Here is a 25,142-nt window from a genome sequence, read left to right on the forward strand (position 1 = left end):
TTTTTAATATTAATTTAGGGTGTTAATGACGTTTTTAATCGTTTTTAATGATTAAGTTTAAAATCAATTTACTCAATTACTTGTCCAACACGACAATCCTTGTTAGTTACAGAACTCACTCATCATGACAATAAATTTCCTTTTGCAATAGGAAAAAGTCTCTCTCCACATTGATTGTTATTTCATTTAGGCTAAGTCATCTTATAAATAAACAAGAGAATAATAATGACTATGCCACAATTCCGAATGGTCGAAGATGATTTAGATCCCGAAGTTGTTACTGAGCAAACGATAAAAATCATTAATCATTGGTTAGCTGAGCATCAAATCACTCAAAATGATGTGCAAAAAGCGATGCTGTTATCACATGTTAAAGCGATGGTAGAAAGAGCAAAAACTTTAGAAAAACTCCCCGAAGTCGATCCCACTATATTTGATGAATTATCAGAGCAAGCTTTAGCTCTTTCGCGTAAAACAGTAGAACTATTCAATAATCTTCCAATGGAAGAGGTTTATTTATTGGCTGTTCATTATGAGGTGGCCATGGCCAACTAAACAAGTTACTAGATATAAAAAACGATAATTAATAGGAGAACAATTATGGCTGAATTAGTCATCGTAATCGGCGATAGAATGGGAAAAGGACAAAAAATTGCAGAAGGAATCAATTCTATTGATGGATGTCGCGCAATTGTTATACCAGGTATGGCCGCCGATATGAAATTAGGTGATGTGATGAATCAAGAAAATGCGGATTTAGGGCTTTCGTTTTGTGGAAGTGGTGGCGCGGGTGCGATAACAGCCCAAAATAAGTATGGTTATTCACAACGACATGGTATGCGTTCGATTGAAGAAGGTGAAACTGCCATTAATGATGGTTGTAAAGTGCTTGGTTTTGGTTTTATGGATACGGTAGAGCTTGGTCAGCGTATCGCCCAAGCATTTTTAAAAAAATACCCTCGTTCTTAAATAGGTTTGAAATATGAAAAAAACTGAGCAGATACAAGTAAGAGTAACCGGGCAAGGGGATTCAAAGCAGCGTGCATTTGCCATAGCCTTAAGCCAAGTGCAGAAACAGGTGCTTAAAAATACGAATAATGTAATGTTACGAATTGAACCCCTAGATATTAGTGTTGTTTCTGCTACAGAAAAGATAACTACAGAACGTTTTTTATTTATCTTTTTACCTAGAAAAAAAGCATTTTATGACATCACTCTTGATGTATCAGTAAATGTTACGTTTATCGATCTAAGCGATATTAAATTTATCTCTAAATAACGTAAAAGGAAAGTCATGGAAATTCTAATTATAGCGTTAAAGTCTATTGTAATTGGTGGACTGTGTGGATTTGGAGTAGGAGCGGGTGCCGCTCGAATGTTTCATGCTCCAACCTATCAAGGTATGGGGGCATTTCGTACCCTAGGTGAGCTCAATTCATGTGAGGGTGATCCAGCTGCTCACTTTTCATTTGGTTTAGGATTCTTTTTTAATGCATGGGCTTCATCAGTTGCTGCGGGTTCATTCACGCAAGATGTTGATCATCGTATTATCCCAAACTGGGGTGCTGCATTATTGATGATAAAAAACCGAAATTTAGCTCAAACGCTACATGATCCTAAGAAAATGGCGTTTGCTTGCGCATTTATCGGTGTGATTGTTGTGTTATTTTTAAATACAACGACATCAGTTATTCCTGATTCATTAAAAATTACGGCAACAAAAGTCCTAGTTCCAGCTGCGAATTTGCTTGTGGCTACAGTGATGCCAGTTATTTTCTGGTTAGCTGCCTTAGATGCTGGTCGAAGAAGTGGTTTTTGGGGGACATTGTTTGGTGGCCTTGCCCAATTAATTATGGGTAATGCAGTGCCAGGATTAGTTCTGGGAATCTTGATTGGCAAAGGTGTAGATGACAGTGGTTGGAATCGGGTAATGAAAATCATGCTTGTTGCAGTAATCATCTTATTTGTCATGAGCGGATATTTCCGTGGTTTTGATATGAAGATGATAAATTCATTTCGAGATGGTTTGTCTTATTGGTTTAAATAATATAGGGAACAACACATTATGAATACTCAAACAACCATTAATAAAAGTTTTTGGTATGCAGATTGGTCTTTCCCTATTCTTTGTGGATTACTTTCTGCTGGTATTTTTGCTGGGACGCATACTTTCTATGTATATGGTATTGGCGCTTTTAATGAAATTGCCTTTGTTGCAATGCTTAAATCAGGAATGACAACGGGCGACTATGGCGCTGTAGCAGCTTTTGGGGCGAGCTTTTTATTTGCACGTGTTATTGAAGGATCGCTAGTTGGTATCCTTGATATCGGCGGTGCACTACAAACCGGTATTGGTTTAGGGGTACCTGCGCTGTTATTAGCTGGTGGCTATACATTGCCAATTGAGAATTTTTTTGTGGCATTAGTAACAGGTTTAATTCTCGGTTTAGCAATAGGCTTAATTATCATCCTGATACGTAAATTTACCGTTAACAGTGGCGGTGGCTCAACCTTTGGGGCTGATGTCATGATGGGCGCGGGGAATGCTTCAGGTAGATTTCTTGGTCCAATGATTATTTTATCAGCTATGGTTGCTTCTATTCCAATCGGTATAGGTTCACTGCTTGGTGCACTACTATTTTATGTGTGGAAAAAACCTATTACTGGTGGTGCAATCTTGGGTGCCATGATCTTTGGTGGTATCTTCCCAATTATATAACGTCATGTTCCCCTCTATTTATAACATGGTGGAGGGGTTGGATTAAATTATGTATGACTTAATTATAAAAAATGCCAAACTTATTAATGATTCAGTAACTGATATCGCTATTAACCATGGCAAAATTGTTGAAATTGGCAAGGATATAACAGCCCCATCTGAACAGGTGTTGGATCTAAAAAGTCAACACTATATCAGTGCTGGTTGGATCGATTCTCACACTCACTGCTTTGCGCGCTCACCTATATATCATGATGAACCCGATCTAATTGGTGTTAAGGCTGGGGTGACGACAGTTGTTGACGCCGGCAGTGTTGGTGCCCTAGATATTGATGAGTTTTATGATTTAGCTATGCAAGCTAAGACTCATGTTTATTCTTTTTTAAATATCTCAAAAATTGGCTTAATAAGGCAAAATGAGCTTGCTGATATGCAAGATGTTGATGTTGCGTTATTTGACAAATCACTCGCTAAATATCCTCATTTTATTATTGGAATAAAAGTTAGGATGAGCCGTAGCGTTGTTGGTGACAATGGTATTTTACCATTAATCAAAGCGAAAGAGATGCAGAAAAAGACTGGTTTACCACTGATGATTCATGTTGGTAATAATCCTCCTGAACTTGATGAAATTGCAGATTTATTAACTAAAGGCGACATTATTACTCACTGTTTTAATGGTAAACCAAATCAAATATTCGATAAACAAAATAATCTGCGAGATTCAATTAAACGCGCTATTGAGCGTGGCGTCATTTTAGATATTGGTCATGGCGGTGAAAGTTTTAGTTTTGCTGTTGCCGAGCGCGCTAAATGTTTAGATGTTTATCCTAACACTATCAGTTCTGATATTTATTCTAAAAATCGCTTACAAGGCCCAGTATTTAGCTTGGCTAATGTCATGAGTAAATTTATTTGTTTAGGTTATAGCAAAACTAGAATTATAGATAGTGTGACGAAAAATGCGGCACAAATATTACATTTAAAAAACAAAGGAGAAATAGCAATTGGCTATGATGCTGATTTGACTATTTTTGATGTAAGAAAGCAGACTGTTTTGTTTACTGATTCAGAAGGTGATGTGCGTGAATGTCATGAGCAGTTTGTTCCTTTGGCTTCTATCGTTAATAATATTATTGAAATAATACAAGAAGGTAGTAAAAATGAGCTCAGAATCTCAAACTGAAAAAGAAATATACAGTAAATACCATTTGAAAAAAGTGATTAATGCTTCCGGGCGAATGACTATTTTAGGTGTATCAACCCCTAGAGCAGAAGTGGTAGATACCGTATCTCATGGCTTAAATGAATATTTTGAAATAAAAGATCTTGTTGATAAAACAGGCCAATACATTGCTAAATTACTTAATGTAGAAAATGCTGTAGTTGTGTCATGTGCTTCTGCTGGAATTGCGCAAGCTGTCGCGGGTTTAATTGTTAAAGATGATCGTGATTTGCTATTTAATCTCCATAGTTCTGATAAATATGTACCTCGTGAAATTATCGTTCCCAAAGGACATAACGTTAATTTTGGTGCTCCTATCGGTACGATGGTGTCTTTGGGTGGTGGGCTTGTCGTTGAGGCGGGGTATGCGAATGAGTGTAAACCAGAGCATATTGAATCACTAATTAATCCTGATACTGCAGCTATTTTATATGTTAAATCACACCATTGCGTGCAAAAAAGTATGTTATCCGTAGCTCAAACCGCCACGATTGCCAAAAAATATAATATTCCTTTAATTGTTGATGCCGCTGCAGAAGAGGATTTACAAGCCTATTATCAACAAGGTGCGGATTTAGTTATCTATAGTGGTGCAAAAGCTATTGAAGGGCCGACTAGTGGATTAGTCATTGGTCGTCATCAAGCAATTGAGTGGCTTAAACTTCAGTCCCAAGGTATTGGAAGACCAATGAAAGTGGGGAAAGAAGGTATTTTAGGTTTAACAAAGGCTATTGAATTATATATTAATGATCCAAAACAAGAAACTGGACAAGAAATGGTTTCTAAAATGACACCATTTATTGAAAAATTAAATTCAATTGATGGCATATCAGCAAAAGTTGTTTGGGATGGGGCAGGGCGCGATATTGCTCGAGCAGAAATATCATTTGATTCAAAAGTTATTGGTAAAACCGCAATTGAAATGATTGAGCTGATGAAGCAAGGTGAAGTTGCAGTCTATTTTAGGGAATATAAGGCCAATGAAGGCAAAGTAGATGCAGATGTTCGCAGTGTCACTGCCGAACAGCTTGATATTATCTATAACAAAATTAAAAAAATTATCCAAGGAGTAAAATAATGCAATTAACACCAAATTATTTTAATGACCGTGTTTGTTTGAATGTACTAGCCAATTCAATTGATAATGCGCGTGCTATTTATGAAGCTGCTCAAACTTATGTTGTTGTTGGCGTCTTATCAAAAAACTATCCAGATAATGAGCAAGCAATTACTGATATGAAAAAATATGCTTTAGCCATTGATAATGCAATTTCAGTTGGTCTTGGCGCGGGTGATCCAAACCAATCTAACATGGTGTCTGAAATATCAGCCGTTCTTCAGCCTCAACATGTCAATCAAGTTTTTACTGGAGTAGGAACAAGTCGCGCTTTGTTAGGGCAAAAAGAAACTGTAATCAATGGACTTGTATCACCAACAGGTAAAGTGGGCTTAGTTAATATCGCAACCGGACCATTAAGTTCGAAATCACCCGCTGCAATCGTACCTGTTGAAACCGCTATTGCGTTATTAAAAGATATGGGAGGGAGCTCTATAAAATATTTTCCTATGGGTGGTTTAAAACATGTAGATGAATATGAATATGTAGCTAAATGCTGTGCTGAATTTGATTTTTATTTAGAACCTACAGGGGGAATAGATTTAGACAATTATGAAGCCATTTTGAAAATTGCTTTAGATGCAGGTGTAAAAAAAGTGATTCCACATATTTATACGTCAATTATTGATAAAGAAACTGGTGCGACAAGAACTGAAGATGTTAAACAACTTTTAGCTATTACGCAAAAATTAGCAGGATGAGTAATGGCATCTAAATTGCTATTCCCTTATCAACGATTAGCTTATATTTTTGATACGATAAAAAATGAATTGCTACCTCAAAAAGAGCTAGCAAATCGTTTTTCAGTATCGATAAGAACTATTCGTTCGGATATTTCTGCTTTAAATGATGTGTTACAAACTTATGGTGCGCAGGTTGATTATATTAAAAATATTGGTTATCGCCTTGTAATAGTTGATTCTAACCTTTATGCAACAATACCCATCGTTCAGCAAATTGAACGGGTTCCTCGCACTAATAAAGAACGCGTTTCCGCCTTACTTATTGCATTTTTAACACAATCTAAATCTGTAAAATTGGATGATATTGCTGGTGAATGGTTTTTAAGCCGTAATACATTGCAAAATGATGTTATTGAAGTTAAGCAGTATTTAGACAAATACCATTTATCGCTCGATAATCGTCCTTATTCTGGTATGCGATTAGTCGGAGAGGAATCAGCTATCCGAGCTTGTTTAACTGATATTTTATGGCAACACCATATAACGGGCGATACTATCAATGTTAATCGTTTAATACAGGCAATATTGCCTGATATTGATTTAGAGTATCTTGAAAGCCTATTACAAGACCAGTTTGAACGTTTTGAATTGAAATTAACTTCGGAAGGGCAAGGGTATTTGCTCTATTGTTGTGCAGTCTCGATAACTAGAATTACGCAAGGTCATGAATTATTGGACTATCAAGTGGATCATATTGATTCTACAGTAATTGGAGCTGCACGAGAGGTCTCTGAAGGATTTTCTTATTTTTTAGGCAGTGCACTTTCAGATGCTGAATTTAATTATTTATGTGTGCAGATTATGTCGCGCACTATTATGCAATCACCTAATCAAGCTAAAAGCCTAGAGTTATTTGAACATATCTTGTCTTATATCAATGATTCTTATCACTATAATTTGAAAGATGACATGAAACTTCGCCAAGATATGTTAATCCATATTTCATCGATGCTATCTCGGATCAAGTATAAAATTCATACTTCCAATCCATTACTACATGAAATTAAGCAATATTACCCTTTTGCCTATGATATTACTTTATCAGCATTAGCGAATATTCATAAATTTACTGATGTTAAAATGACTGAAGATGAAATTAGTTATTTAGCAATTCATATAGGCGTCGCATTAGAGCGTAACTATAGTGCTGGATATGAAAGATTAGTGCAAATTTTACTCGTTAGTGAATTAGGTAATGCCACCTTGCGTATGATTGAATCAAAGATTAAACGAGATTTCCCTCATATTTTAATTAAACGAACGCTTTCTTATCGAGAATACGAGCAGTTATCTCATATTGAGGAAGATTTTGTTGTCTCTACCGTTCGCTTGACCGAAAAAGATAAGCAAATAGTAAAAATAGCGCCATTTCCAACACCTTATCAACTTGAACAATTAGGGCGATTGTCTATGGTAGATCGTACAATGCCATATATTATTGAGCGCTTTTTTAATGAAAAGTTTTTCCTAATTATTGATAAGCCAATGACACAAAATGAACTGTTTCAGATAATTTGTCAGCGCCTTGAGAAATCAGGATATGTTGGATCAGATTTTCATTCATCGGTGGTGGAGCGAGAGAATATTGTATCAACCTTAATTGGTGAAAATATTGCTATTCCCCATTCAGTAGGGTTGTTGGCTAAAAAGACAGTGGTAACAACTATTTTGGCTCCTCAAGGTATTGAATGGAATAAAAATGAGATTGCGCATGTTATTTTCTTATTAGCAATCAGTAAAGATGAATATGAAGATGCGATGCGAATCTATAATTTAGTGGTTAATTTTGTTAAAGAAAGATCAACTAAGCGGTTACTAAATAGTCGAAATTTCGATGATTTTCAAGCCATAGTAAAAGACAGTTTTGGGCGGTTATCATAATTAATTTGCTTTAAATTTGAAATTGGGAAAGCGATTTCTATTAAGTGAATAGAATTTCAATGATCAAATAAATAACGATTTTGGATATTAAAAAACCCCGCTCCTCAACTTTTTTTTCTAATACTAATGTCAGGAAATAAAAATGATAAATATTAAAGGAATAATTAATAATGAAAACAAATTATCTTGTGCTTACCCATTGACGAAACAGTGATTTAAAGGTAATATGCGCGCCTTATGGCTTTGTGTGGTTTTTAGCTGCACTTAATAATTTTTAAGGTAGACATGCATATCTTATGCAAAATAAATTACCATTAACAATTGACCCAATCAAAGCAGCACAAAAAAGACTTGATTATGTTGGATATTATCCAGCAAAAAGTGCAACGAGGATTGAAAGTCCAAAAAGTGATATCGAATGTCATCTATCTTTTGATTATGATGAACAAAGACTTTGCGTTATCACCATTGATGCAAAAATAACGCTTGAGTTGATTTGTCAGCGTTGTTTTAAACCTTTTATCACTGAAGTCCATGTGATGAATAAATTCAGCCCTGTTAAGAGCGATGCTCAAGCAGAGGCATTACCGGAACATTATGAACCCGTTTTAGTTAACGAGTTTGGTGAAGTAGATATATTAGCGTTAATTGAGGACGAAATTATTCTCTCATTACCAATTGCGCCGGTGCATGATAGTAAACACTGCGAAGTGTCAGAGGCAGATATGGTATTTGGTGAAATTCCAGCGGAGAATGAAAAACCAAATCCATTTGCAATTTTAGTTAGTTTAAAGAATAAGGGGTAAATCCATGGCTGTTCAACAGAATCGTAAAACTCGTGCAAAACGTGGTATGCGTCGTTCTCATGATGCATTAACTGTTGCTAATATCTCAGTTGATGAATCAGGTAAAACACATTTACGTCATCACGTAACCGCTGATGGTTATTATCGCGGTCGTAAAGTGATTTCTAAATAATTATTTAGTAACTAGAAATCTTCAGGTGACATTTTGGATAATCTAACCATTGCGTTAGATGCTATGAGCGGGGACTTCGGTCCTCGTATTGTTGTTCCTGCTGCAATTCAAGCATTACACCATTATCCAAACCTTTCTATCTTTCTTGTCGGTGATTTAAAGGAAGTTGGCTTTTTTTTGTCTAAAGAAAATGCAAAGCTGGTTACTCAATATCAAGAAAATGGTCGTTTGATGTTAACTGAATCTACTGCGATCATCGCTAACGATATGAAACCATCATATGCAATTAGGCATAGCCAAGGTTCCTCAATGAGGATTGCATTAGAGTTAGTGAAAAGTAGTAAGGCTCAGGCTTGCGTCAGTTCCGGTAATACTGGTGCGTTGATGGGGCTATCTAAGCTGTTGTTGCATTCTTTAACTGGTATCGATCGCCCGGCATTAGTTGCCACCATTCCTGCGTTAAATAACCAAAATACTGTTGTGCTTGATTTAGGTGCTAATGCAGAATGCGATAGTGATATGCTAGTGCAGTTTGCCATAATGGGCGAAATACTAGCAAAATCAGTCCTTCATATTAAAAATCCGCGCGTTGCTCTGCTTAATATTGGTGAAGAAGATATTAAGGGGCTAGATAAAATTCGTGCCGCGGCGTCTATTTTGAAAGCCAATGATCAAATTAATTATATCGGTTATTTAGAAGGCAATGAGCTGTTGACCGGTAAAACTGATGTGCTTGTTTGTGATGGTTTTGTTGGTAATGTGACGCTCAAAACAGTAGAAGGATTAATCAAAATTTTCATGTCATCATTTAAAATGCTATTAGGGCAAAACTCATTAATTATGAAATTTTTGAGTAAATGGCTTCAACGAAAAATAGTAAAAAATTTTGGTTATTTAGATCCTGGACGATATAATGGTGCCTGTTTACTTGGACTTCAAAGTATTGTGATTAAAAGTCACGGTAGTGCCAATCAAAAATCATTTTTTGCAGCAATTGAGCAAGCTATTTTAGCTATCGAAACGAATATACCTGAGAAGATTGCCAATAGTCTTTCTTCTGCACTACCTAAGAGCGAATAATTAGATGTATACAAAGATATTAGGAACAGGAAGCTATCTTCCAAAACAAATAAGAACCAATGCCGATCTTGAAAAGATGGTCGATACTAGTGATGAATGGATAACTACCCGTACTGGTATTAAAGAAAGACGCATTGCTGCACCCGATGAAACCGTTACTAGTATGGCTTATGAAGCGGCGATTAATGCGATTGAAATGGCGAAAATCGATAAACAAGAGATTGGTTTGATTATTGTTGCAACAGCAACATCGGTTAATGCTTTTCCAAGTTCAGCTACTGAATTACAGGCCAAATTGGATCTGGGTGATGTAATTGCATTTGATGTATCAGCTGCTTGTTCAGGATTTATTTATGCGCTTGATATTGCGGATAAATATGTGAAGAGTGGTGCAATTAAATATGCCTTAGTGGTTGGCTCAGATATGTTAACTCGTGGTGTTGATCCAAGTGATCGCGGGACAATTATTATTTTTGGTGATGGTGCAGGAGCTGTTGTAGTGGGTGCTTCACAAGAACCAGGAATTATTGCTTCTCATCTTCATGCTGATGGTCGTTATGGTGAATTGTTAAAATATCCATATGTCGATCGTCGTTCACTTAATGATCCAGTTTATATGACAATGCATGGCAATGAAGTATTTAAAATTGCAGTCAAAGAACTTTCAAATTTAGTCGATGAGCTATTATCCGAGAATGCATTTAATAAATCAGATTTAGATTGGTTAGTTCCTCATCAAGCTAATTTACGAATTATTTCAGCTACGGCTAAACGTCTTGATATGGATATGAGTAAGGTTATTGTGACGCTTGATAAACAAGGTAATACTTCTGCTGCATCGGTACCTTGCGCTTTAGATGCAGGTGTGCGAGATGGCCGTATTAAACGAGGGCAGTTAATATTGTTAGAAGCTTTCGGCGGTGGTTTCGTTTGGGGCTCTGCACTCGTTAAATTTTAATTTATAACTTATTTTAAGTAATCAAGGATTTCAAAATGACCAAATTTGCAATGGTATTTCCAGGACAAGGCTCACAAGCTGTAGGTATGTTAAAAGATCTTGCTGAAAACTATCCAATTGTGAAGTCAACTTTTGATGAAGCTTCACAAGTGTTAGGTTATGATTTATGGGCTTTAGTGCAAGATGGTCCTGCTGATGAATTAAATAAAACTTGGCAAACTCAACCAGCATTACTTGCTTCATCTGTTGCTATTTACCGTGTTTGGCAAAGTATTAATGGCGCTCAACCAGAATTTATGGCAGGCCATAGTTTAGGCGAATACTCAGCATTGGTATGTGCTGGCGTAATTGATTTTAAAGATGCAATTAAATTAGTTGAGCTACGTGGAAAACTAATGCAAGAAGCTGTACCAAGTGGTACAGGGGCAATGTTTGCTATCATTGGTTTAGATAACGATTCGATCCGTAAAGCTTGTGACGAAGCGGCTCAAGGCCAAGTCGTTGCACCAGTTAATTTTAATTCACCAGGTCAAGTTGTTATTGCGGGTAATAAAGAAGCGGTTGAACGAGCAGGTGCTCTGTGTAAAGAGGCTGGTGCTAAACGAGCATTACCACTGGCAGTTAGCGTGCCTTCACATTGTGCTTTGATGAAACCAGCCGCTGATAAATTAGCGGTAGCATTAAATAATATCACATTCAATGCCCCTAAATTTGCAGTAATTAATAATGTTGATGTTAAAGTTGAAACATCAGCAGACAAAATCAAAACAGCATTAATCGCTCAGCTATATAGCCCTGTTCGTTGGACTGAAACAGTAGAGGATATGGCAAAACAAGGTGTAACAATGTTAGTTGAAATCGGACCAGGCAAAGTTTTAACTGGTTTAACTAAACGAATCGTTGATTCATTATCGGCTTATGCTGTTAATGATAAAGCATCATTAGATGTTGCGATAGAAAATACTAAATAGAAGGTAAAAGGGGTAGTTATGAACCTATCAGGAAAGATTGCTTTAGTTACTGGCGCAAGCCGTGGGATCGGGAAGGCAATTGCAGAAAAATTAGTTGCTTGTGGCGCAACCGTTATTGGAACTGCAACAACCGAAAAAGGTGCTCAAGCCATAAGTGAATATTTAGGCACTAAAGGTAAAGGTTTAGCACTAAATGTGACCGATGAAGGATCTATTGAATCAGTTATTAATACAATTAAAACGGAATTTGGTGATATTGATATTCTCGTTAATAATGCAGGTATCACTCGTGATAATTTATTAATGAGAATGAAAGAAGATGAGTGGCAAGATATTTTAGATACTAATTTAACGTCTGTATTCCGCTTATCAAAAGCATTAATGCGTACTATGATGAAAAAACGTTATGGTAGAATTATTACTATAGGATCTGTTGTTGGTACTATGGGTAATGCAGGCCAAGCGAACTATGCGGCTGCAAAAGCTGGATTGATTGGGTTTAGTAAATCATTAGCTCGTGAAGTTGCATCTCGAGGTATTACGGTTAATGTGGTAGCACCAGGGTTCATTGCAACTGATATGACAGAAGCATTGACTGATGAACAAAAGGCGTTAACATTAGCACAAGTGCCAGCAGGGCGTTTGGGTGAACCCGCTGAAATTGCTAATGCAGTCGCGTTTCTTGCTTCTGATGAGGCATCTTATATTACGGGTGAAACTTTACATGTCAATGGCGGCATGTATATGGTGTAATTGATCAGAATAGTGTAAAATGAGTCAATAATTTCACGTTTTGAACAAAAAATAAGCAATTGGGTTGAAAAATGATTGGCATCTTTTTCAACATTTTATAAACTTACATTCACCGCCACTTTCGGCGATATTTATAGGAAAAAAAAGAGTATGAGCACTATTGAAGAGCGAGTTAAGAAAATTATTGTTGAGCAACTTGGTGTTAAAGAGGATGAAGTTAAAAATGAATCTTCTTTCGTTGAAGATCTTGGCGCTGACTCTCTTGATACAGTTGAATTAGTTATGGCTTTAGAAGAAGAATTTGATACTGAAATTCCTGATGAAGAAGCTGAAAAAATTACAACTGTACAATCAGCAATTGATTATATTACTGCAAATCAATAAGGTTAGCAGAGTTTTCATAATAGGCGGTCAAATGATCGCCTAGTTTGTATTTATATCTCTATTTTTATAGAGTGGATTCCAATTTAATTTTGAAAACTCATAAAAAAATTTTCAATGATTCAAATTTCATTTCAATCCTTTTCTGGAGGACAATGTGTCTAAACGCAGAGTTGTTGTTACTGGAATGGGCATGATATCTCCAGTAGGTAATACAGTTGATTCTACTTGGCAAGCTTTATTAGCAGGTCAAAGTGGTGTAGAACTTATAGAACACTTTGATACAGCCCCTTTTGCAACGCGCTTCGCAGCGATGGTTAAAAACTTTGATGGCGAAGATTATAATATTTCACGTAAAGATGCTCGTAAAATGGATTATTTCATCCAATACGGTATTGCAGCAGGTATGCAAGCAATGCAAGATGCGGGTATTGAAATTACGGAAGAAAATGCAGAGCGAATCGGTTGTGCTATCGGTTCAGGTATTGGTGGACTAGGATTAATTGAAGAAAATCATAGTGCATTAGTTAATGGTGGACCACGTAAAATTAGTCCTTTCTTTGTACCATCAACTATAGTAAATATGATCGCTGGTCACTTATCAATTATTTACGGATTAAAAGGTCCAAGTATTACTATTGCTACCGCTTGTTCTTCTGGCGTACATAATATTGGTCATGCAGCGCGTATGATTGCATATGGTGATGCCGATGCGATGTTAGCCGGTGGTGGTGAAAAAGCGAGTACTCCTCTTGGTATCGGTGGTTTTGGGGCTGCGCGTGCCTTGTCAACGAATAACGACAACCCAAAAGCTGCAAGTCGACCATGGGATAAAGATCGTGATGGTTTTGTGCTTGGTGACGGTGCAGGTATCATGTTCCTAGAAGAATATGAACATGCTAAAAAGCGTGGTGCTAAGATTTATGCTGAAGTAGTTGGTTTTGGTATGAGTGGTGATGCTTATCATATGACTTCACCTCCAGCGGATGGAAGCGGAGCGGCATTAGCTATGAAATGTGCGATTCGTGATGCAGGAATAACACCTGAACATATTGGTTATATTAATGCTCATGGTACATCAACTCCTGCTGGCGACAAAGCTGAGACTCAAGCAGTTAAAAGCATTTTTAAAGAAAATGCCAACAAAGTAATGGTAAGTTCAACTAAATCAATGATTGGGCACTTATTAGGTGCAGCTGGTGCGGTTGAGTCTATTTTTACTGTACTTGCATTACGTGATCAGGCTGTTCCTCCAACAATTAATTTAGATAATCCTGATGAGGGATGTGATCTTGATTATGTTCCACACACAGCTCGTCAAGTGAAAAACTTAGAATATGCTCTTTGTAATTCATTTGGCTTTGGTGGTACTAACGGTTCAGTCTTATTCAAGAAGATTTAATCTCCATTTTTCCCATCACGATTTGGTGATGGGAAGTAACTATTTCCTTTTTTCATTTTTCAATAATACATTTCACAATAAAAAATGTGGCATACACCTCATTTTTTAAAATATTTAGTAGTATATTAATAATAAAAGCGTATGTTTTAATCTAATAATATAGATAGAAATATTTCTTAAAATAATAAGATTTATCTATGCAGGATTTTTTATTTTTTAGGAGCTGTTATTATGATTACTACTGCACTTTTTCCAAATCGTTACATTCAAGGTTTTAATGCAATTGAAAATAGCCTAGGCCAAGAGTTAGCAAGGCTTGGAAAAAAAGCATTATTACTTGAAAGTCCATCTGCACATAAAAACTTATCTAAAACTATCGAAAAATCACTATCAGGTAATATTGAAAGTATCGTCGATATTTTTAATCGAGAATGTAGCGATGAAGAGATTGCAAGGATAATTGAGTTAGCTAAATCTCAAAATATTGATGTGATTGTGGGTATAGGTGGGGGGAAGGTTATTGATACAGCGAAAGCGGTTGCAGCAACTATTAACTACCCTTGTGTTGTGGTCCCTACGCTTGCCTCTACAGATGCGCCTTGTAGTGCTTTATCAGTAATTTATACGCCAACTGGTGAATTTAAAAGATATTTTGTGTTACCTAGAAATCCTGATGTAGTATTAGTTGATTCAAAAGTTATCGCTAATGCTCCTGTAAGATTTTTAGTTGCCGGTATGGGAGATGCTTTAGCAACATGGTTTGAGGCCGAAGATTGTAGGCAATCAAAAGCTGGGAATATGACTGGACGACCAGGTCCAATGACTGCATTTGCGTTAGCAAAATTTTGTTTTGAAATATTACTTAACTATGGTGTTCAGGCTAAAAATTCTTGTGAACAAAAAGTCGTAACCCCAGCCCTAGAACATGTAATTGAAGCTAATACACTTCTTTCCGGATTGGGGTTTGAAAGCGGTGGGCTTTCAGCTGCCCATGCCATTCATAATGGATTTACAGCATTAGAAGCAACGCATAATTATTGGCATGGTGAAAAAGTAGCATTTGGTACGCTTGCTATGTTAATGCTAATCGATAGCGATCCTGAAATGATCGAGACTGTTTATCATTTTTGTGAGTCAGTTGGATTGCCAACTACGCTAGCAGAAATTGGATTAGCTAATGTTAGCGATGATGATTTGATGCAAGTGGCAATTTTAGCTTGTGCTGAAGGTGAATCAATTCATAATTCTCCTGCAGAAATTTCTCCAGAAACAGTATTTGCTGCGATAAAAGCAGCTAATGCTGAAGGTTTACGGCGCAAATAACTTTTTATAATTTTTAAGACTAATTTGATTAACTTCCGTTCTTTATAACGGAAGTTTTATTTATTGTTTTATTAGTCGATTTTTTGATAAATAAAGCAATAAGAATATTCGTCTGGTTTGTGCTATAATTGTGGCTAATTTTTTGTGTAATTACTTTTGGTAAATATGACCGAACCTAAGTTTATTCATCTTCATTTGCATAGCGATTTTTCAATGGTTGATGGTATCGCTAAAGTAGGTGCTTTAGTCAATGAAGTAAGTAAATTGCAAATGCCTGCTTTTGCAATTACTGATTTTACCAATCTCTGTGGACTAGTTAAGTTCTATGGATCAGCCATGGGAAAAGGCATTAAACCCATTATTGGTGCTGACTTAGCAATTAAAAGTTCACAACTAAGTGATGATATTTATCGATTAACAATATTAGCCGCTAATAATACAGGCTATCAAAATCTTACCTTATTAATTTCAAAAGCTTATCAACGAGGCTATATTGGTGATATGCCTGTTGTTGATCAAGAATGGCTAACTATCCATCGAGATGGTTTAATCATATTAGCTGGTCGTGAAAGTGATATTGGTATTGGTGTTATTCGCGATAATCAAGCTATTATTGATGAGGCGATCACTTACTATTTAGAAAATTTTAATCAACATTTCTATTTTGAATTAGTCCGTACAAATCGCGCCAATGAAGAGTTATTTATTCATAGCGCAATTAAACTCGCTGAACAATATTCCTTACCGGTTGTGGCGACTAATGATGTACGCTTCTTATCATCTTCTGATTTTGAAGCGCATGAAATTCGAGTAGCTATCCACGATGGTAATACACTTGAAGATCCAAGTAGACCGAAAAACTATTCATCCGAGCAATACTTACGATCGGAACAAGAAATGTGCAAATTGTTTTCCGATATTCCAGAGGCGTTGGAAAATAGTGTTGAAATAGCTAAACGATGTAATGTGACTATTCGACTCGGCGAATATTTTTTACCACAGTTTCCTACGGGTGATATGTCAACCGAAGATTTTTTGGTGCATAAATCACGTGAAGGTTTAGAAGAGCGGCTTGAGTTTCTTTTTCCTGATCCAGAAGTTCGAAAACAGCGACGTCCTGAGTATGATGAGCGGTTAGAAACTGAATTGAACGTAATAAACCAAATGGGCTTTCCTGGGTACTTTTTGATCGTCATGGAGTTTATTCAATGGTCAAAAGATAATGATATTCCTGTTGGCCCAGGACGTGGTTCAGGAGCCGGTTCTTTAGTTGCTTATGCTCTAAAGATAACTGATTTAGATCCATTAGCATTTGACCTACTTTTTGAACGTTTTCTAAATCCAGAACGGGTTTCAATGCCGGATTTCGATGTTGATTTTTGTATGGAAAAGCGTGATATGGTTATTGATCACGTTGCTGATATGTATGGTCGCGATGCAGTATCTCAAATTATTACATTTGGTACAATGGCTGCTAAAGCAGTTATTCGCGATGTAGGACGAGTTCTTGGTCATCCTTATGGATTTGTTGATCGTATTTCAAAATTAATTCCACTTGATCCGGGTATGACATTAGCTAAAGCATTTGAAGTTGAGCCTCAACTTCAAGAGCTTTATGATAACAACGAAGAAGTTAAGTCTCTCATTGATATCGCCAGACAATTAGAAGGGGTAACTCGAAATGCAGGTAAACATGCCGGTGGTGTAGTAATATCTCCGACTAAGATTACCGATTTTTCTCCTATTTATTGCGATCCCGAAGGTCATCACCCAGTAACACAATTTGATAAAAATGACGTTGAATACGCAGGGCTTGTCAAATTTGACTTTTTAGGGTTACGGACCTTAACCATTATTGATTGGGCTATTAAAATGATTAATGAGCGCCGATTAAAAGATGGAAAACCACCAGTTGATATTACTCGCATACCACTTGATGATGAAGAATCGTTCCAATTATTATTAAAAGCTGAGACAACAGCTGTATTCCAACTGGAATCGCGCGGAATGAAAGACTTGATCAGACGTTTAAAACCTGACTGTTTTGAAGATATGATCGCTTTAGTTGCGCTATTTCGACCGGGTCCGTTGCAATCAGGCATGGTAGATAATTTTATTGACCGTAAACATGGTCGGGAGGAGGTATCATATCCTGATATAAATCATCAGCATGAATCACTTAAACCAATTTTAGAACCGACCTATGGTATCATCCTATATCAAGAACAAGTTATGCAGATTGCTCAGACGCTATCTGGTTATACACTTGGTGGCGCCGATTTGCTTCGAAGAGCAATGGGTAAGAAAAAACCAGAAGAGATGGCCAAACAGCGTTCGGTCTTCAAAGAAGGCGCTGAGAAACAAGGTGTTGATGGTGAACTTTCCATGCATATCTTTGATTTGGTTGAGAAGTTTGCAGGATATGGTTTTAATAAATCTCACTCAGCTGCTTATGCACTCGTTTCATATCAAACATTATGGTTGAAAACGCATTACCCAGCCGAATTTATGGCAGCCGTAATGACTGCTGATATGGATAATACAGATAAAATTGTGGGTCTTGTTGATGAGTGTTTAAGAATGGGGCTGCAAGTAAATCCTCCTGATATTAACAGTGGTCTTTATCATTTCCATGTAAATGATAAAGGCGAAATTGTATATGGTATTGGTGCAATAAAAGGCGTTGGTGAGGGCCCAATTGAGGCTATTGTCGAAGCACGTAATAGTGGTGGTTATTTTAAAAATATCTTTGAGCTTTGTGCTCGAACAGATATGAAGAAAATCAATCGGCGCGTGTTAGAGAAATTAACTATGGCTGGGGCTTTTGATAAATTAGGTCCTCATAGAGCGGCTATTTTGCATAGTATCAATGACGCCATGCAAGCAGCAGATCAGTATGCTAGAGCTCAAACCATTGGGCAAGAAGATATGTTTGGTGTATTAGCTGAGGAGCCAGAACAAGTTGAAAATGCTTATGCTGCTGTTCCTGAATTACCCGAACAAGTATTACTTGAAGGTGAACGAGAAGCCTTAGGTTTATATTTAACCGGCCATCCAGTTACGCAATATTTAAAAGAACTTAATCGATATTCTGGTGGAGTTAGAATAAGTGAAGCGGCTCCAACTGGATGGGGGAAAATGGCAACATTTGCCGGTATTGTTGTTGATGCTAGAGTTCGAATAACTAAAAAAGGTAATAAGATTGGATTATTCACTTTAGACGATAGATCTGGACGAATTGATGGCTTGCTTTTTTCTGACGCATTGGAAAAGTTTGGTCATTTGTTAGTAAAAGATAAAATTTTAATCGTTTCAGGTCAAGTTAGTCATGATGATTTTAATGGCGGATTTAAGATGTCGGTTCGCGATATTGTCGACTTAAAAGATGCTAGGGCTAAGTATGTTAAAGGATTATCTTTAACCTTATCTGACGCTGAAGTTAACCGTCCAATTTTACAGCGATTACAACAAATTATAGAACCTTATCGACATGGTAGCGTCCCGATTAATCTCTATTATCATAGAGAAGATTCTGTGGTACGTCTTCAATTTGGTACAACTTGGCGGATTGTGCCTGAAGATGCGCTAATAATAGAGTTGAAAACTTTATTAGGAAATGAGCGAGTGGACTTTGAATTTGATTAATTAAAAAACAGATTTTTTATTTAATGGTTGCAGTTAACCTATTAAAAGCTAGCTGTGCCATTTGGAATGTTGATGTTCATTAATAATAAATATTGGTGACTTCAATGATTATTACATAGTAAAATTGACTTAATTTTATTTTAATAAATAGTCAGTATACTAAATTTAGTAATGTATTTTAACTAAATACAATTAATACAAGAGGCAATCATAAGCGTTATGAATAATTTTTTGGAATTTGAAAAGCCGATAGCGGAATTAGAAGCAAAAATTAATTCCTTAAAGAATATTGATTCGCAACAAGTTGAATTGGATATCAATTTAGATAAAGAAATTAAACAGTTGAATCAAAAAAGTCGTGAGTTGACTAAGAAGATATTTTCAAATTTATCACCTTGGGATGTAGCTCAATTAGCCCGACATCCTAATCGCCCTTATACATTGGACTATATTAATGAAATTTTTACCGACTTTGATGAGCTGGCCGGTGACAGAGCTTACGCAGATGACAAAGCAATTGTTGGTGGAATAGCTCGTATTGATGACCGACCTGTTATGGTTATTGGTCACCAAAAAGGTCGTGAAACTAAACAAAAAATTTATCGTAATTTTGGTATGCCTGCTCCTGAAGGTTATCGTAAAGCATTGAGATTAATGCAAATGGCTGAGCGATTTAAATTACCTATCATTACCTTTATTGATACACCAGGTGCTTATCCTGGTATTGGCGCAGAGGAAAGGGGACAAGCTGAAGCGATTGCTCGTAATTTACGTGAAATGTCTCGTTTAAATGTACCAACAATTTGTACTGTTATTGGTGAAGGTGGTTCTGGTGGAGCACTTGCAATAGGTGTGGCCGATAAAGTTAATATGCTCCAATATAGCACTTATTCTGTTATTTCTCCTGAAGGTTGTGCGTCTATTCTTTGGAAGAGCGCAGATAAAGCACCAGTGGCGGCTGAAGCAATGAATATGACTGCAGATAAATTAATAAAACTAAAACTTATTGATGCAGTTATCCCTGAACCTTTAGGTGGCGCTCATCGAGATTATAGTGCTGTTGCAGCCTCACTTAAAAAGCAATTATTATCTGATCTTGATGAATTAGGTAGTTTGGAGTTGCCTGTGCTTCTTGAAAGAAGGTTCCAGCGTCTGATGAATTATGGCTATGTAAGATAATTTTAAATTTGGGAAGTTATTGTGAAAAAAGCAACAGGACTACAACGTATTATCAATGCGACGAAGTACTCATTAAAGGGATTTAAATCAGCTATCATAAATGAAGCAGCGTTCCGACAAGAATTAATTTTGTTAATTCTTGCTTATGTTATTGTAATGCTTATTGATTTTTCTATTTATGAGCGAATTTTATTAGTTGGTTCAATAGGCTTTGTGATGATAGTTGAACTCATTAATAGTGCCATTGAATGTGTGGTTGATAGAATTGGAAGTGAGCGACATGAATTATCTGGTCGAGCAAAGGATTATGGCTCCGCGGCTGTTTTTCTTTCATTACTTTTGACTTTAATATTATGGATTTATCTCTTTGCTTGCCATTTCTTCCCTTAATAGAGATTTTTGAAGTTTTAATAAAAAATGCGAGAAAATCTCGCATTTTTAACTTAAAAATAGCTTAAATTATTCACTAACAAGTTCTTTGATAAGATAATTTCCTGTTTTCTCTGTATCAAGAATGTTTTTTAACCAAGGCATAATTGTTTGCATTTGCTCATTTAACTTCCAAGGTGGATTAATCACAATCATACCTGAAGCTGTCATTCCCTTCTGATTATTATCGGGTTTTACTGCCAATTCGAATTGTGAAATTCTTTTAATACCTGAATTAATAATTTGCTCAATCATCTTTTGTGTTTGAGTTCTAGAGACAACCGGATACCAAATTAAATAAACCCCGGTTGCAAAACGTTTATATGCTTCAATTAATGCTTTTGGGATTTTTTGATAATCATCTTTTATCTCATATGATGGATCTATCAAAATAATACCACGTCGTGATTCAGGGGGTAATTTTGATTTGAGTTGTGCAAATCCATCTTCTTTAAATACTTTAGCTCGCTTATCTTTACTAAATTCTTGTCTTAATAAGGAATAGTCAGTTGGGTGAAGTTCAGTAAGATTAAGTTTGTCTTGCTCTCTTAGTAATTGCTTAGCAATTAAAGGTGAGCCTAGATAATATTTTAAATTATCGAAAGGATTATAACGCTTCAGAACAGATAAATAGGTGTTAAGTAGTTCTGGCGTATCAGATTGTTGCCAAATTAAATTGATTCCTGATAAAAACTCTCCAGTCTTTTCAGCATGTTCACTTTGTAGTAAATAGCGACCAGCGCCAGAATGTGTATCTAAATATAAAAAAGGCTTTTCTTTTTCTTTCAATGCATTAATACATAACGTCAATACAATGTGTTTTAACACATCTGCATGATTTCCCGCGTGATAGCTATGACGATAGCTTAACATGGCTTGTTTAACCTCTCTTGTTCATTTTTTTGCATATAAATAGTTATTAATGCAAGACTTAAAAGACAAGGTATTTCCATTAACTCTTCAATAAGATCTTTTCTTTCGTTGCTTAGGACTAAAAATTGATGACCAATACGATGATGTTCAGCAATATCAGCAATTCCTAGAAAGAGGAAAGCAAAAAAGATGTGCCAGACAGGAATTTTTTCAAATTTATAACGGCGAACTATCTCTTGACGGATTGTCGGTAAAAATATTGTTAAAAAAGGTATTCCAATTAAGATACCTGCAATTATTTTATAGTAGAAACGAGGTACCTCAGGGAAAAAGTCACGCCCCCAGCTGATTCCTCTGCCAAAAAGCATAAACCACCAGAAAATTGTCCAAACCCAAAATTTGTAAAGATTTACATGATTCTTGACCTTTTTAGCATATAAATATGTGTAACAGCACATAAATAATAAGAAAAGAGACTGTAAATGTTCGACCAAGCTAACTGTCAATTTTCCATACAATGGAATGAAAAAGTTACCTGCTATATATAAACAAAAGCTTAAAATCACAATAATTGTGGAACTTTTGTAAAAATGTGTATCAAAATTAGGCATGTTTTACTTCAAAATTAAATAGATATTTTAAGTTTTAGTATAGTACCGCATTTACGGCATTGATAACTAGTTTTATTCTTTCGAATTTTGTTATGTCGTATTGGTGATAAATAATGTTCTTGGCAATTACAAATATAGACATATTCGTTACGTTTAATATTAAAATTATGAGTAACTTTAGGTTCCTTTTTCATTATTTCAGACATGATATATTGCCATTCTTGTCCATGAGGTTTTACTTTTCCAAATTTTTGAAAGGTAATGAGATGTGCTAATTCATGAGGAACAACTTCATTAATAAATTTTTCTCCATTCTCATTAAGCATTATGCTATTGAGTTGAATTTCCCAGCGAGTTAAAAAAGCGCATCCAGCAACACTACCTTTAGGTTTATAACTGACTTTGGGTTCTTTATAATTAGTATTTAATATATTATTGGCTTGAGTTAAGTGAGTTCTTAAACAAGCCAATACTTGATTATGGAGATAAATTGGAATTCGTTTATAATCCTGCTGCATCTCTAAGAATGGCTGCTTTATCTGTTTTTTCCCAAGGGAATATATCTCGACCAAAATGGCCGTAAGTTGCAGTTTTTTGATAGATTGGTTGGATGAGATCTAGCATTTGAATTAATCCGTAAGGTCTTAAATCAAAAAATTCTTTAATTAAAGATATAATTTTATTATGCTCAATTTTTTCAGTACCGAAAGTATTGACATAAATCGATGTTGGGTTAGCAACACCAATTGCATAAGAAACTTGTAGCTCGCATTTATCAGCAAGTCCCGCTGCAACAATATTTTTAGCAACATATCTTGCTGCGTAGGCAGCGGAACGGTCTACTTTTGAAGGATCTTTTCCAGAAAACGCACCACCACCATGACGTGCTGCACCGCCATAGGTATCAACAATAATTTTTCGGCCGGTTAAACCACAATCTCCCATAGGTCCACCAATTACAAAACGTCCTGTAGGATTGATAAAATATTTCGTTCTAGAAGTTAGCCATTCCGCCGGTAACGTTGGTTTAATGATTTCTTCCATGACGGCTTCATGTAGAGCTTTTTGTTCAATACCTTCTGAATGCTGGGTTGATAAAACCACAGTATCAACACCTTGGATTTTTCCGTTTTGATAAATTAAAGTAACTTGGCTTTTTGCATCAGGTCTTAACCACGGGAGGGTGCCATTTTTTCTCACTTCAGCTTGGCGTTGCATAAGGTCATGGGCATAACTAATTGCTGCAGGCATTAAATTAGGCATTTCGTTTGTAGCATAACCAAACATGATACCTTGGTCACCAGCACCTTGTTCCAATGGATTCTGCCTATCAACACCTTGATTAATATCTGGTGATTGTTTACCAATAGCATTTAGAACAGCACAAGAATTAGCATCAAACCCCATTTCTGAGCTGGTATAACCAATATCATTAATCGTTTTTCTAGTTAATTCTTCAATATCTACCCAAGCAGAAGTTGTAATTTCTCCGCCAACTAATGCCATACCAGTCTTTACGTAAGTTTCACAAGCCACTCGAGCTTTAGGATCTTGCTCTAAGATAGCATCTAAAACTGCATCAGATATTTGATCGGCTATTTTATCAGGATGACCTTCTGATACAGATTCTGAAGTAAATAAAAATTCTGACATGTGTTACCTTCTTTAACTTACTTAGAGCAAAGCTCTAAATATAATCGTATGAAATACTTATGTTTGGCAGTTTTACCATCTAGACGTCTATTTTAATGATTTATTCTGTAAAAAGCCAGTACTACCTTAAACAAAAATTGCTTGCATAAAATTTTAATCAATTTAGGATATGGCTCGATTAATTTTTTAACCTTCGTTAACTGCATATGAATATTGTAAAAAAAACTCCAACAGTATTAGTTTTTGATTCGGGTATCGGTGGGTTATCTATTTATAATGAAATTTACAATAAAATACCCTATTTACGGTATATCTATGCTTTTGATAATGAGATGTTTCCTTATGGTGACAAATCCTCTGAATTTTTAATTAAACGAGTAAGTCATATAATAGATACAATTATAGAATCATATTCAATTGATTTAGCCGTCATTGCATGTAATACCGCAAGTACTATTTGTTTACCGAGTTTACGCTCAAAGTTTTCTTTTCCTATTGTCGGTGTTGTACCTGCAATTAAACCTGCTAGCATAATTACTAAAAATAAATGTATTGGGTTATTAGCGACGAAAGCTACAATTCAAAGAGCATATACAAGTAATTTAATTAAAGAGTTTGCTCCTGATTGTAATGTTAAATTACTTGGTTTATCTGAATTAGCTTATATAGCAGAGAATAAATTACAAGGTATTGCTGTTGATATGCAGCAACTTGAGATGCTAATGCAGCCATGGCTCAATCTACCAGTCATTCCTGATACAATTGTGCTTGGTTGTACTCATTATCCATTTATTAAAGATGAACTTAAACTACTTTTCCCTAATACGACTTTTATTGATTCGGGAAATGCGATCGCTTCTCGAGTTTATTCATTACTTAATGAGCGATTTGATTTAAAAAGTGTTACAGCACAATCCTCAACAGAGAATATTGTCTTAAGCACATTATGTAACCAACAAGTTAAAAAATTGATGGAAAAATTATCTAAATATAATCTTGATAAATATCAGAGAATTAGTGTATTAGATGATTAAAGCTTATTCGAACGATTAATAAATTGCTGTTTTTCACTTGCCAAAAAAAAAGAAGTGCCTATAATGCGCATCCACTGACACGGCGTCAGCGAAAGCAGGCGATGATGAAGTTGGTGAACAAGATCAAAAATTTTGAAAAAAGATCTTGACGAATAAAAAGGTGTAGCGTAGTATACGCAGCCCTTGA

Annotated in this window: 27 protein-coding genes; 22 read left to right on the top strand and 5 right to left on the bottom strand. The window is 35.9% G+C overall.

Going from position 1 to position 25,142, the window contains the following annotated elements:
* The first annotated feature begins 225 nt into the window (after window positions 1-225).
* From J3U16_RS05525 to J3U16_RS05625, 21 genes are all read left to right on the top strand, one after another.
* The gene (locus tag J3U16_RS05525; RefSeq protein WP_065561825.1) at window positions 226-555 is read left to right on the top strand and encodes a PRD domain-containing protein; all 330 of its coding nucleotides are present in this window, start codon (window positions 226-228) and stop codon (window positions 553-555) included.
* 45 nt (window positions 556-600) lie between these two features.
* Window positions 601-969 carry an SFCGS family glycine-rich protein gene (locus J3U16_RS05530; protein ID WP_065735204.1) on the top strand — a complete coding sequence of 123 codons (369 nt, stop codon included), beginning with the start codon at window positions 601-603 and terminating at the stop codon, window positions 967-969.
* 13 nt (window positions 970-982) lie between these two features.
* Window positions 983-1,279 carry a DUF4312 family protein gene (locus J3U16_RS05535; protein ID WP_065561827.1) on the top strand — a complete coding sequence of 99 codons (297 nt, stop codon included), beginning with the start codon at window positions 983-985 and terminating at the stop codon, window positions 1,277-1,279.
* A 15-nt stretch (window positions 1,280-1,294) separates the two neighbouring features.
* Entirely contained in the window at window positions 1,295-2,047 is a 753-nt protein-coding gene (locus tag J3U16_RS05540) for a DUF4311 domain-containing protein (RefSeq protein WP_065735203.1), read from the top strand.
* Window positions 2,048-2,065: 18 nt separating this feature from the next.
* A complete protein-coding gene (locus tag J3U16_RS05545; protein WP_065561829.1) occupies window positions 2,066-2,719 on the top strand; it encodes a DUF4310 family protein in 654 nt (217 codons plus the stop codon).
* 49 nt (window positions 2,720-2,768) lie between these two features.
* Window positions 2,769-3,905 (top strand): amidohydrolase/deacetylase family metallohydrolase, encoded by a 1,137-nt coding sequence (locus tag J3U16_RS05550; RefSeq protein ID WP_267342611.1) that lies wholly within the window; start codon window positions 2,769-2,771, stop codon window positions 3,903-3,905.
* Entirely contained in the window at window positions 3,883-5,022 is a 1,140-nt protein-coding gene (locus J3U16_RS05555; protein WP_220225543.1) for a DgaE family pyridoxal phosphate-dependent ammonia lyase, read from the top strand. The genes J3U16_RS05550 and J3U16_RS05555 overlap by 23 nt, the downstream gene beginning before the upstream one ends.
* Window positions 5,022-5,762, top strand: a complete 741-nt coding sequence (gene dagF, locus J3U16_RS05560) for a 2-dehydro-3-deoxy-phosphogluconate aldolase (RefSeq protein WP_267331121.1) — start codon at window positions 5,022-5,024, stop codon at window positions 5,760-5,762. The genes J3U16_RS05555 and dagF overlap by 1 nt, the downstream gene beginning before the upstream one ends.
* Window positions 5,763-5,765: 3 nt before the next feature.
* Window positions 5,766-7,685 carry a BglG family transcription antiterminator gene (locus tag J3U16_RS05565; RefSeq protein WP_267331122.1) on the top strand — a complete coding sequence of 640 codons (1,920 nt, stop codon included), beginning with the start codon at window positions 5,766-5,768 and terminating at the stop codon, window positions 7,683-7,685.
* Window positions 7,686-7,981: 296 nt separating this feature from the next.
* On the top strand, window positions 7,982-8,491 hold the full coding sequence (gene yceD, locus J3U16_RS05570) for a 23S rRNA accumulation protein YceD (protein WP_267331123.1): 510 nt from the start codon (window positions 7,982-7,984) through the stop codon (window positions 8,489-8,491).
* A 4-nt stretch (window positions 8,492-8,495) separates the two neighbouring features.
* A complete protein-coding gene (gene rpmF, locus J3U16_RS05575) occupies window positions 8,496-8,663 on the top strand; it encodes a 50S ribosomal protein L32 (protein WP_025316508.1) in 168 nt (55 codons plus the stop codon).
* Window positions 8,664-8,696: 33 nt separating this feature from the next.
* On the top strand, window positions 8,697-9,743 hold the full coding sequence (plsX, locus tag J3U16_RS05580; protein ID WP_081303428.1) for a phosphate acyltransferase PlsX: 1,047 nt from the start codon (window positions 8,697-8,699) through the stop codon (window positions 9,741-9,743).
* A gap of 4 nt (window positions 9,744-9,747) precedes the next feature.
* Window positions 9,748-10,701 (top strand): beta-ketoacyl-ACP synthase III, encoded by a 954-nt coding sequence (locus J3U16_RS05585; RefSeq protein ID WP_065561835.1) that lies wholly within the window; start codon window positions 9,748-9,750, stop codon window positions 10,699-10,701.
* A 35-nt stretch (window positions 10,702-10,736) separates the two neighbouring features.
* A complete protein-coding gene (gene fabD, locus J3U16_RS05590) occupies window positions 10,737-11,672 on the top strand; it encodes an ACP S-malonyltransferase (protein WP_267331124.1) in 936 nt (311 codons plus the stop codon).
* 18 nt (window positions 11,673-11,690) lie between these two features.
* On the top strand, window positions 11,691-12,425 hold the full coding sequence (gene fabG, locus J3U16_RS05595) for a 3-oxoacyl-ACP reductase FabG (RefSeq protein ID WP_065561837.1): 735 nt from the start codon (window positions 11,691-11,693) through the stop codon (window positions 12,423-12,425).
* Between the two features lie 150 nt (window positions 12,426-12,575).
* Window positions 12,576-12,809, top strand: coding sequence for an acyl carrier protein (gene acpP, locus J3U16_RS05600; RefSeq protein WP_025316503.1), 234 nt, complete (start codon window positions 12,576-12,578; stop codon window positions 12,807-12,809).
* Window positions 12,810-12,963: 154 nt separating this feature from the next.
* On the top strand, window positions 12,964-14,208 hold the full coding sequence (fabF, locus tag J3U16_RS05605; RefSeq protein ID WP_065561839.1) for a beta-ketoacyl-ACP synthase II: 1,245 nt from the start codon (window positions 12,964-12,966) through the stop codon (window positions 14,206-14,208).
* Window positions 14,209-14,439: 231 nt separating this feature from the next.
* Entirely contained in the window at window positions 14,440-15,531 is a 1,092-nt protein-coding gene (locus tag J3U16_RS05610; RefSeq protein WP_065735197.1) for a glycerol dehydrogenase, read from the top strand.
* Window positions 15,532-15,696: 165 nt separating this feature from the next.
* On the top strand, window positions 15,697-19,176 hold the full coding sequence (gene dnaE, locus J3U16_RS05615; protein ID WP_267331126.1) for a DNA polymerase III subunit alpha: 3,480 nt from the start codon (window positions 15,697-15,699) through the stop codon (window positions 19,174-19,176).
* 219 nt (window positions 19,177-19,395) lie between these two features.
* Entirely contained in the window at window positions 19,396-20,355 is a 960-nt protein-coding gene (gene accA / locus J3U16_RS05620) for an acetyl-CoA carboxylase carboxyl transferase subunit alpha (protein ID WP_065561842.1), read from the top strand.
* A gap of 18 nt (window positions 20,356-20,373) precedes the next feature.
* Window positions 20,374-20,745 carry a diacylglycerol kinase gene (locus tag J3U16_RS05625; RefSeq protein ID WP_081299430.1) on the top strand — a complete coding sequence of 124 codons (372 nt, stop codon included), beginning with the start codon at window positions 20,374-20,376 and terminating at the stop codon, window positions 20,743-20,745.
* 69 nt (window positions 20,746-20,814) lie between these two features.
* On the opposite strand, the gene J3U16_RS05630 is transcribed toward J3U16_RS05625, so the two are convergent.
* From J3U16_RS05630 to metK, 4 genes are read right to left on the bottom strand one after another with little or no spacing between them, the layout of a single operon-like run.
* Window positions 20,815-21,657, bottom strand: a complete 843-nt coding sequence (locus tag J3U16_RS05630; RefSeq protein WP_065735195.1) for a 23S rRNA (adenine(2030)-N(6))-methyltransferase RlmJ — start codon at window positions 21,655-21,657, stop codon at window positions 20,815-20,817.
* Window positions 21,651-22,268: a hypothetical protein gene (locus tag J3U16_RS05635; RefSeq protein WP_065561845.1), complete on the bottom strand. Its 618-nt coding sequence runs from the start codon at window positions 22,266-22,268 to the stop codon at window positions 21,651-21,653. Before J3U16_RS05635 ends, J3U16_RS05630 begins: the two co-directional genes overlap by 7 nt.
* A gap of 14 nt (window positions 22,269-22,282) precedes the next feature.
* Window positions 22,283-22,786 (bottom strand): SprT family zinc-dependent metalloprotease, encoded by a 504-nt coding sequence (locus J3U16_RS05640; protein WP_065735193.1) that lies wholly within the window; start codon window positions 22,784-22,786, stop codon window positions 22,283-22,285.
* A complete protein-coding gene (gene metK / locus J3U16_RS05645; protein ID WP_267331127.1) occupies window positions 22,770-23,921 on the bottom strand; it encodes a methionine adenosyltransferase in 1,152 nt (383 codons plus the stop codon). Before metK ends, J3U16_RS05640 begins: the two co-directional genes overlap by 17 nt.
* Window positions 23,922-24,127: 206 nt before the next feature.
* On the opposite strand from metK, the gene murI reads away from it, so the two are divergent.
* Window positions 24,128-24,955, top strand: coding sequence for a glutamate racemase (murI, locus tag J3U16_RS05650; protein ID WP_267331128.1), 828 nt, complete (start codon window positions 24,128-24,130; stop codon window positions 24,953-24,955).
* On the opposite strand, the gene J3U16_RS05655 is transcribed toward murI, so the two are convergent.
* Window positions 24,952-25,142 (bottom strand): hypothetical protein (locus J3U16_RS05655; protein ID WP_267342612.1); only part of this gene is annotated, 191 nt, incomplete at its 5' end. The two genes, murI and J3U16_RS05655, sit on opposite strands and share 4 nt — an antisense overlap.

The sequence above is a fragment of the Gilliamella sp. B3023 genome, from assembly GCF_026536845.1.
GTDB lineage: Bacteria > Pseudomonadota > Gammaproteobacteria > Enterobacterales > Orbaceae > Gilliamella > Gilliamella apicola_E.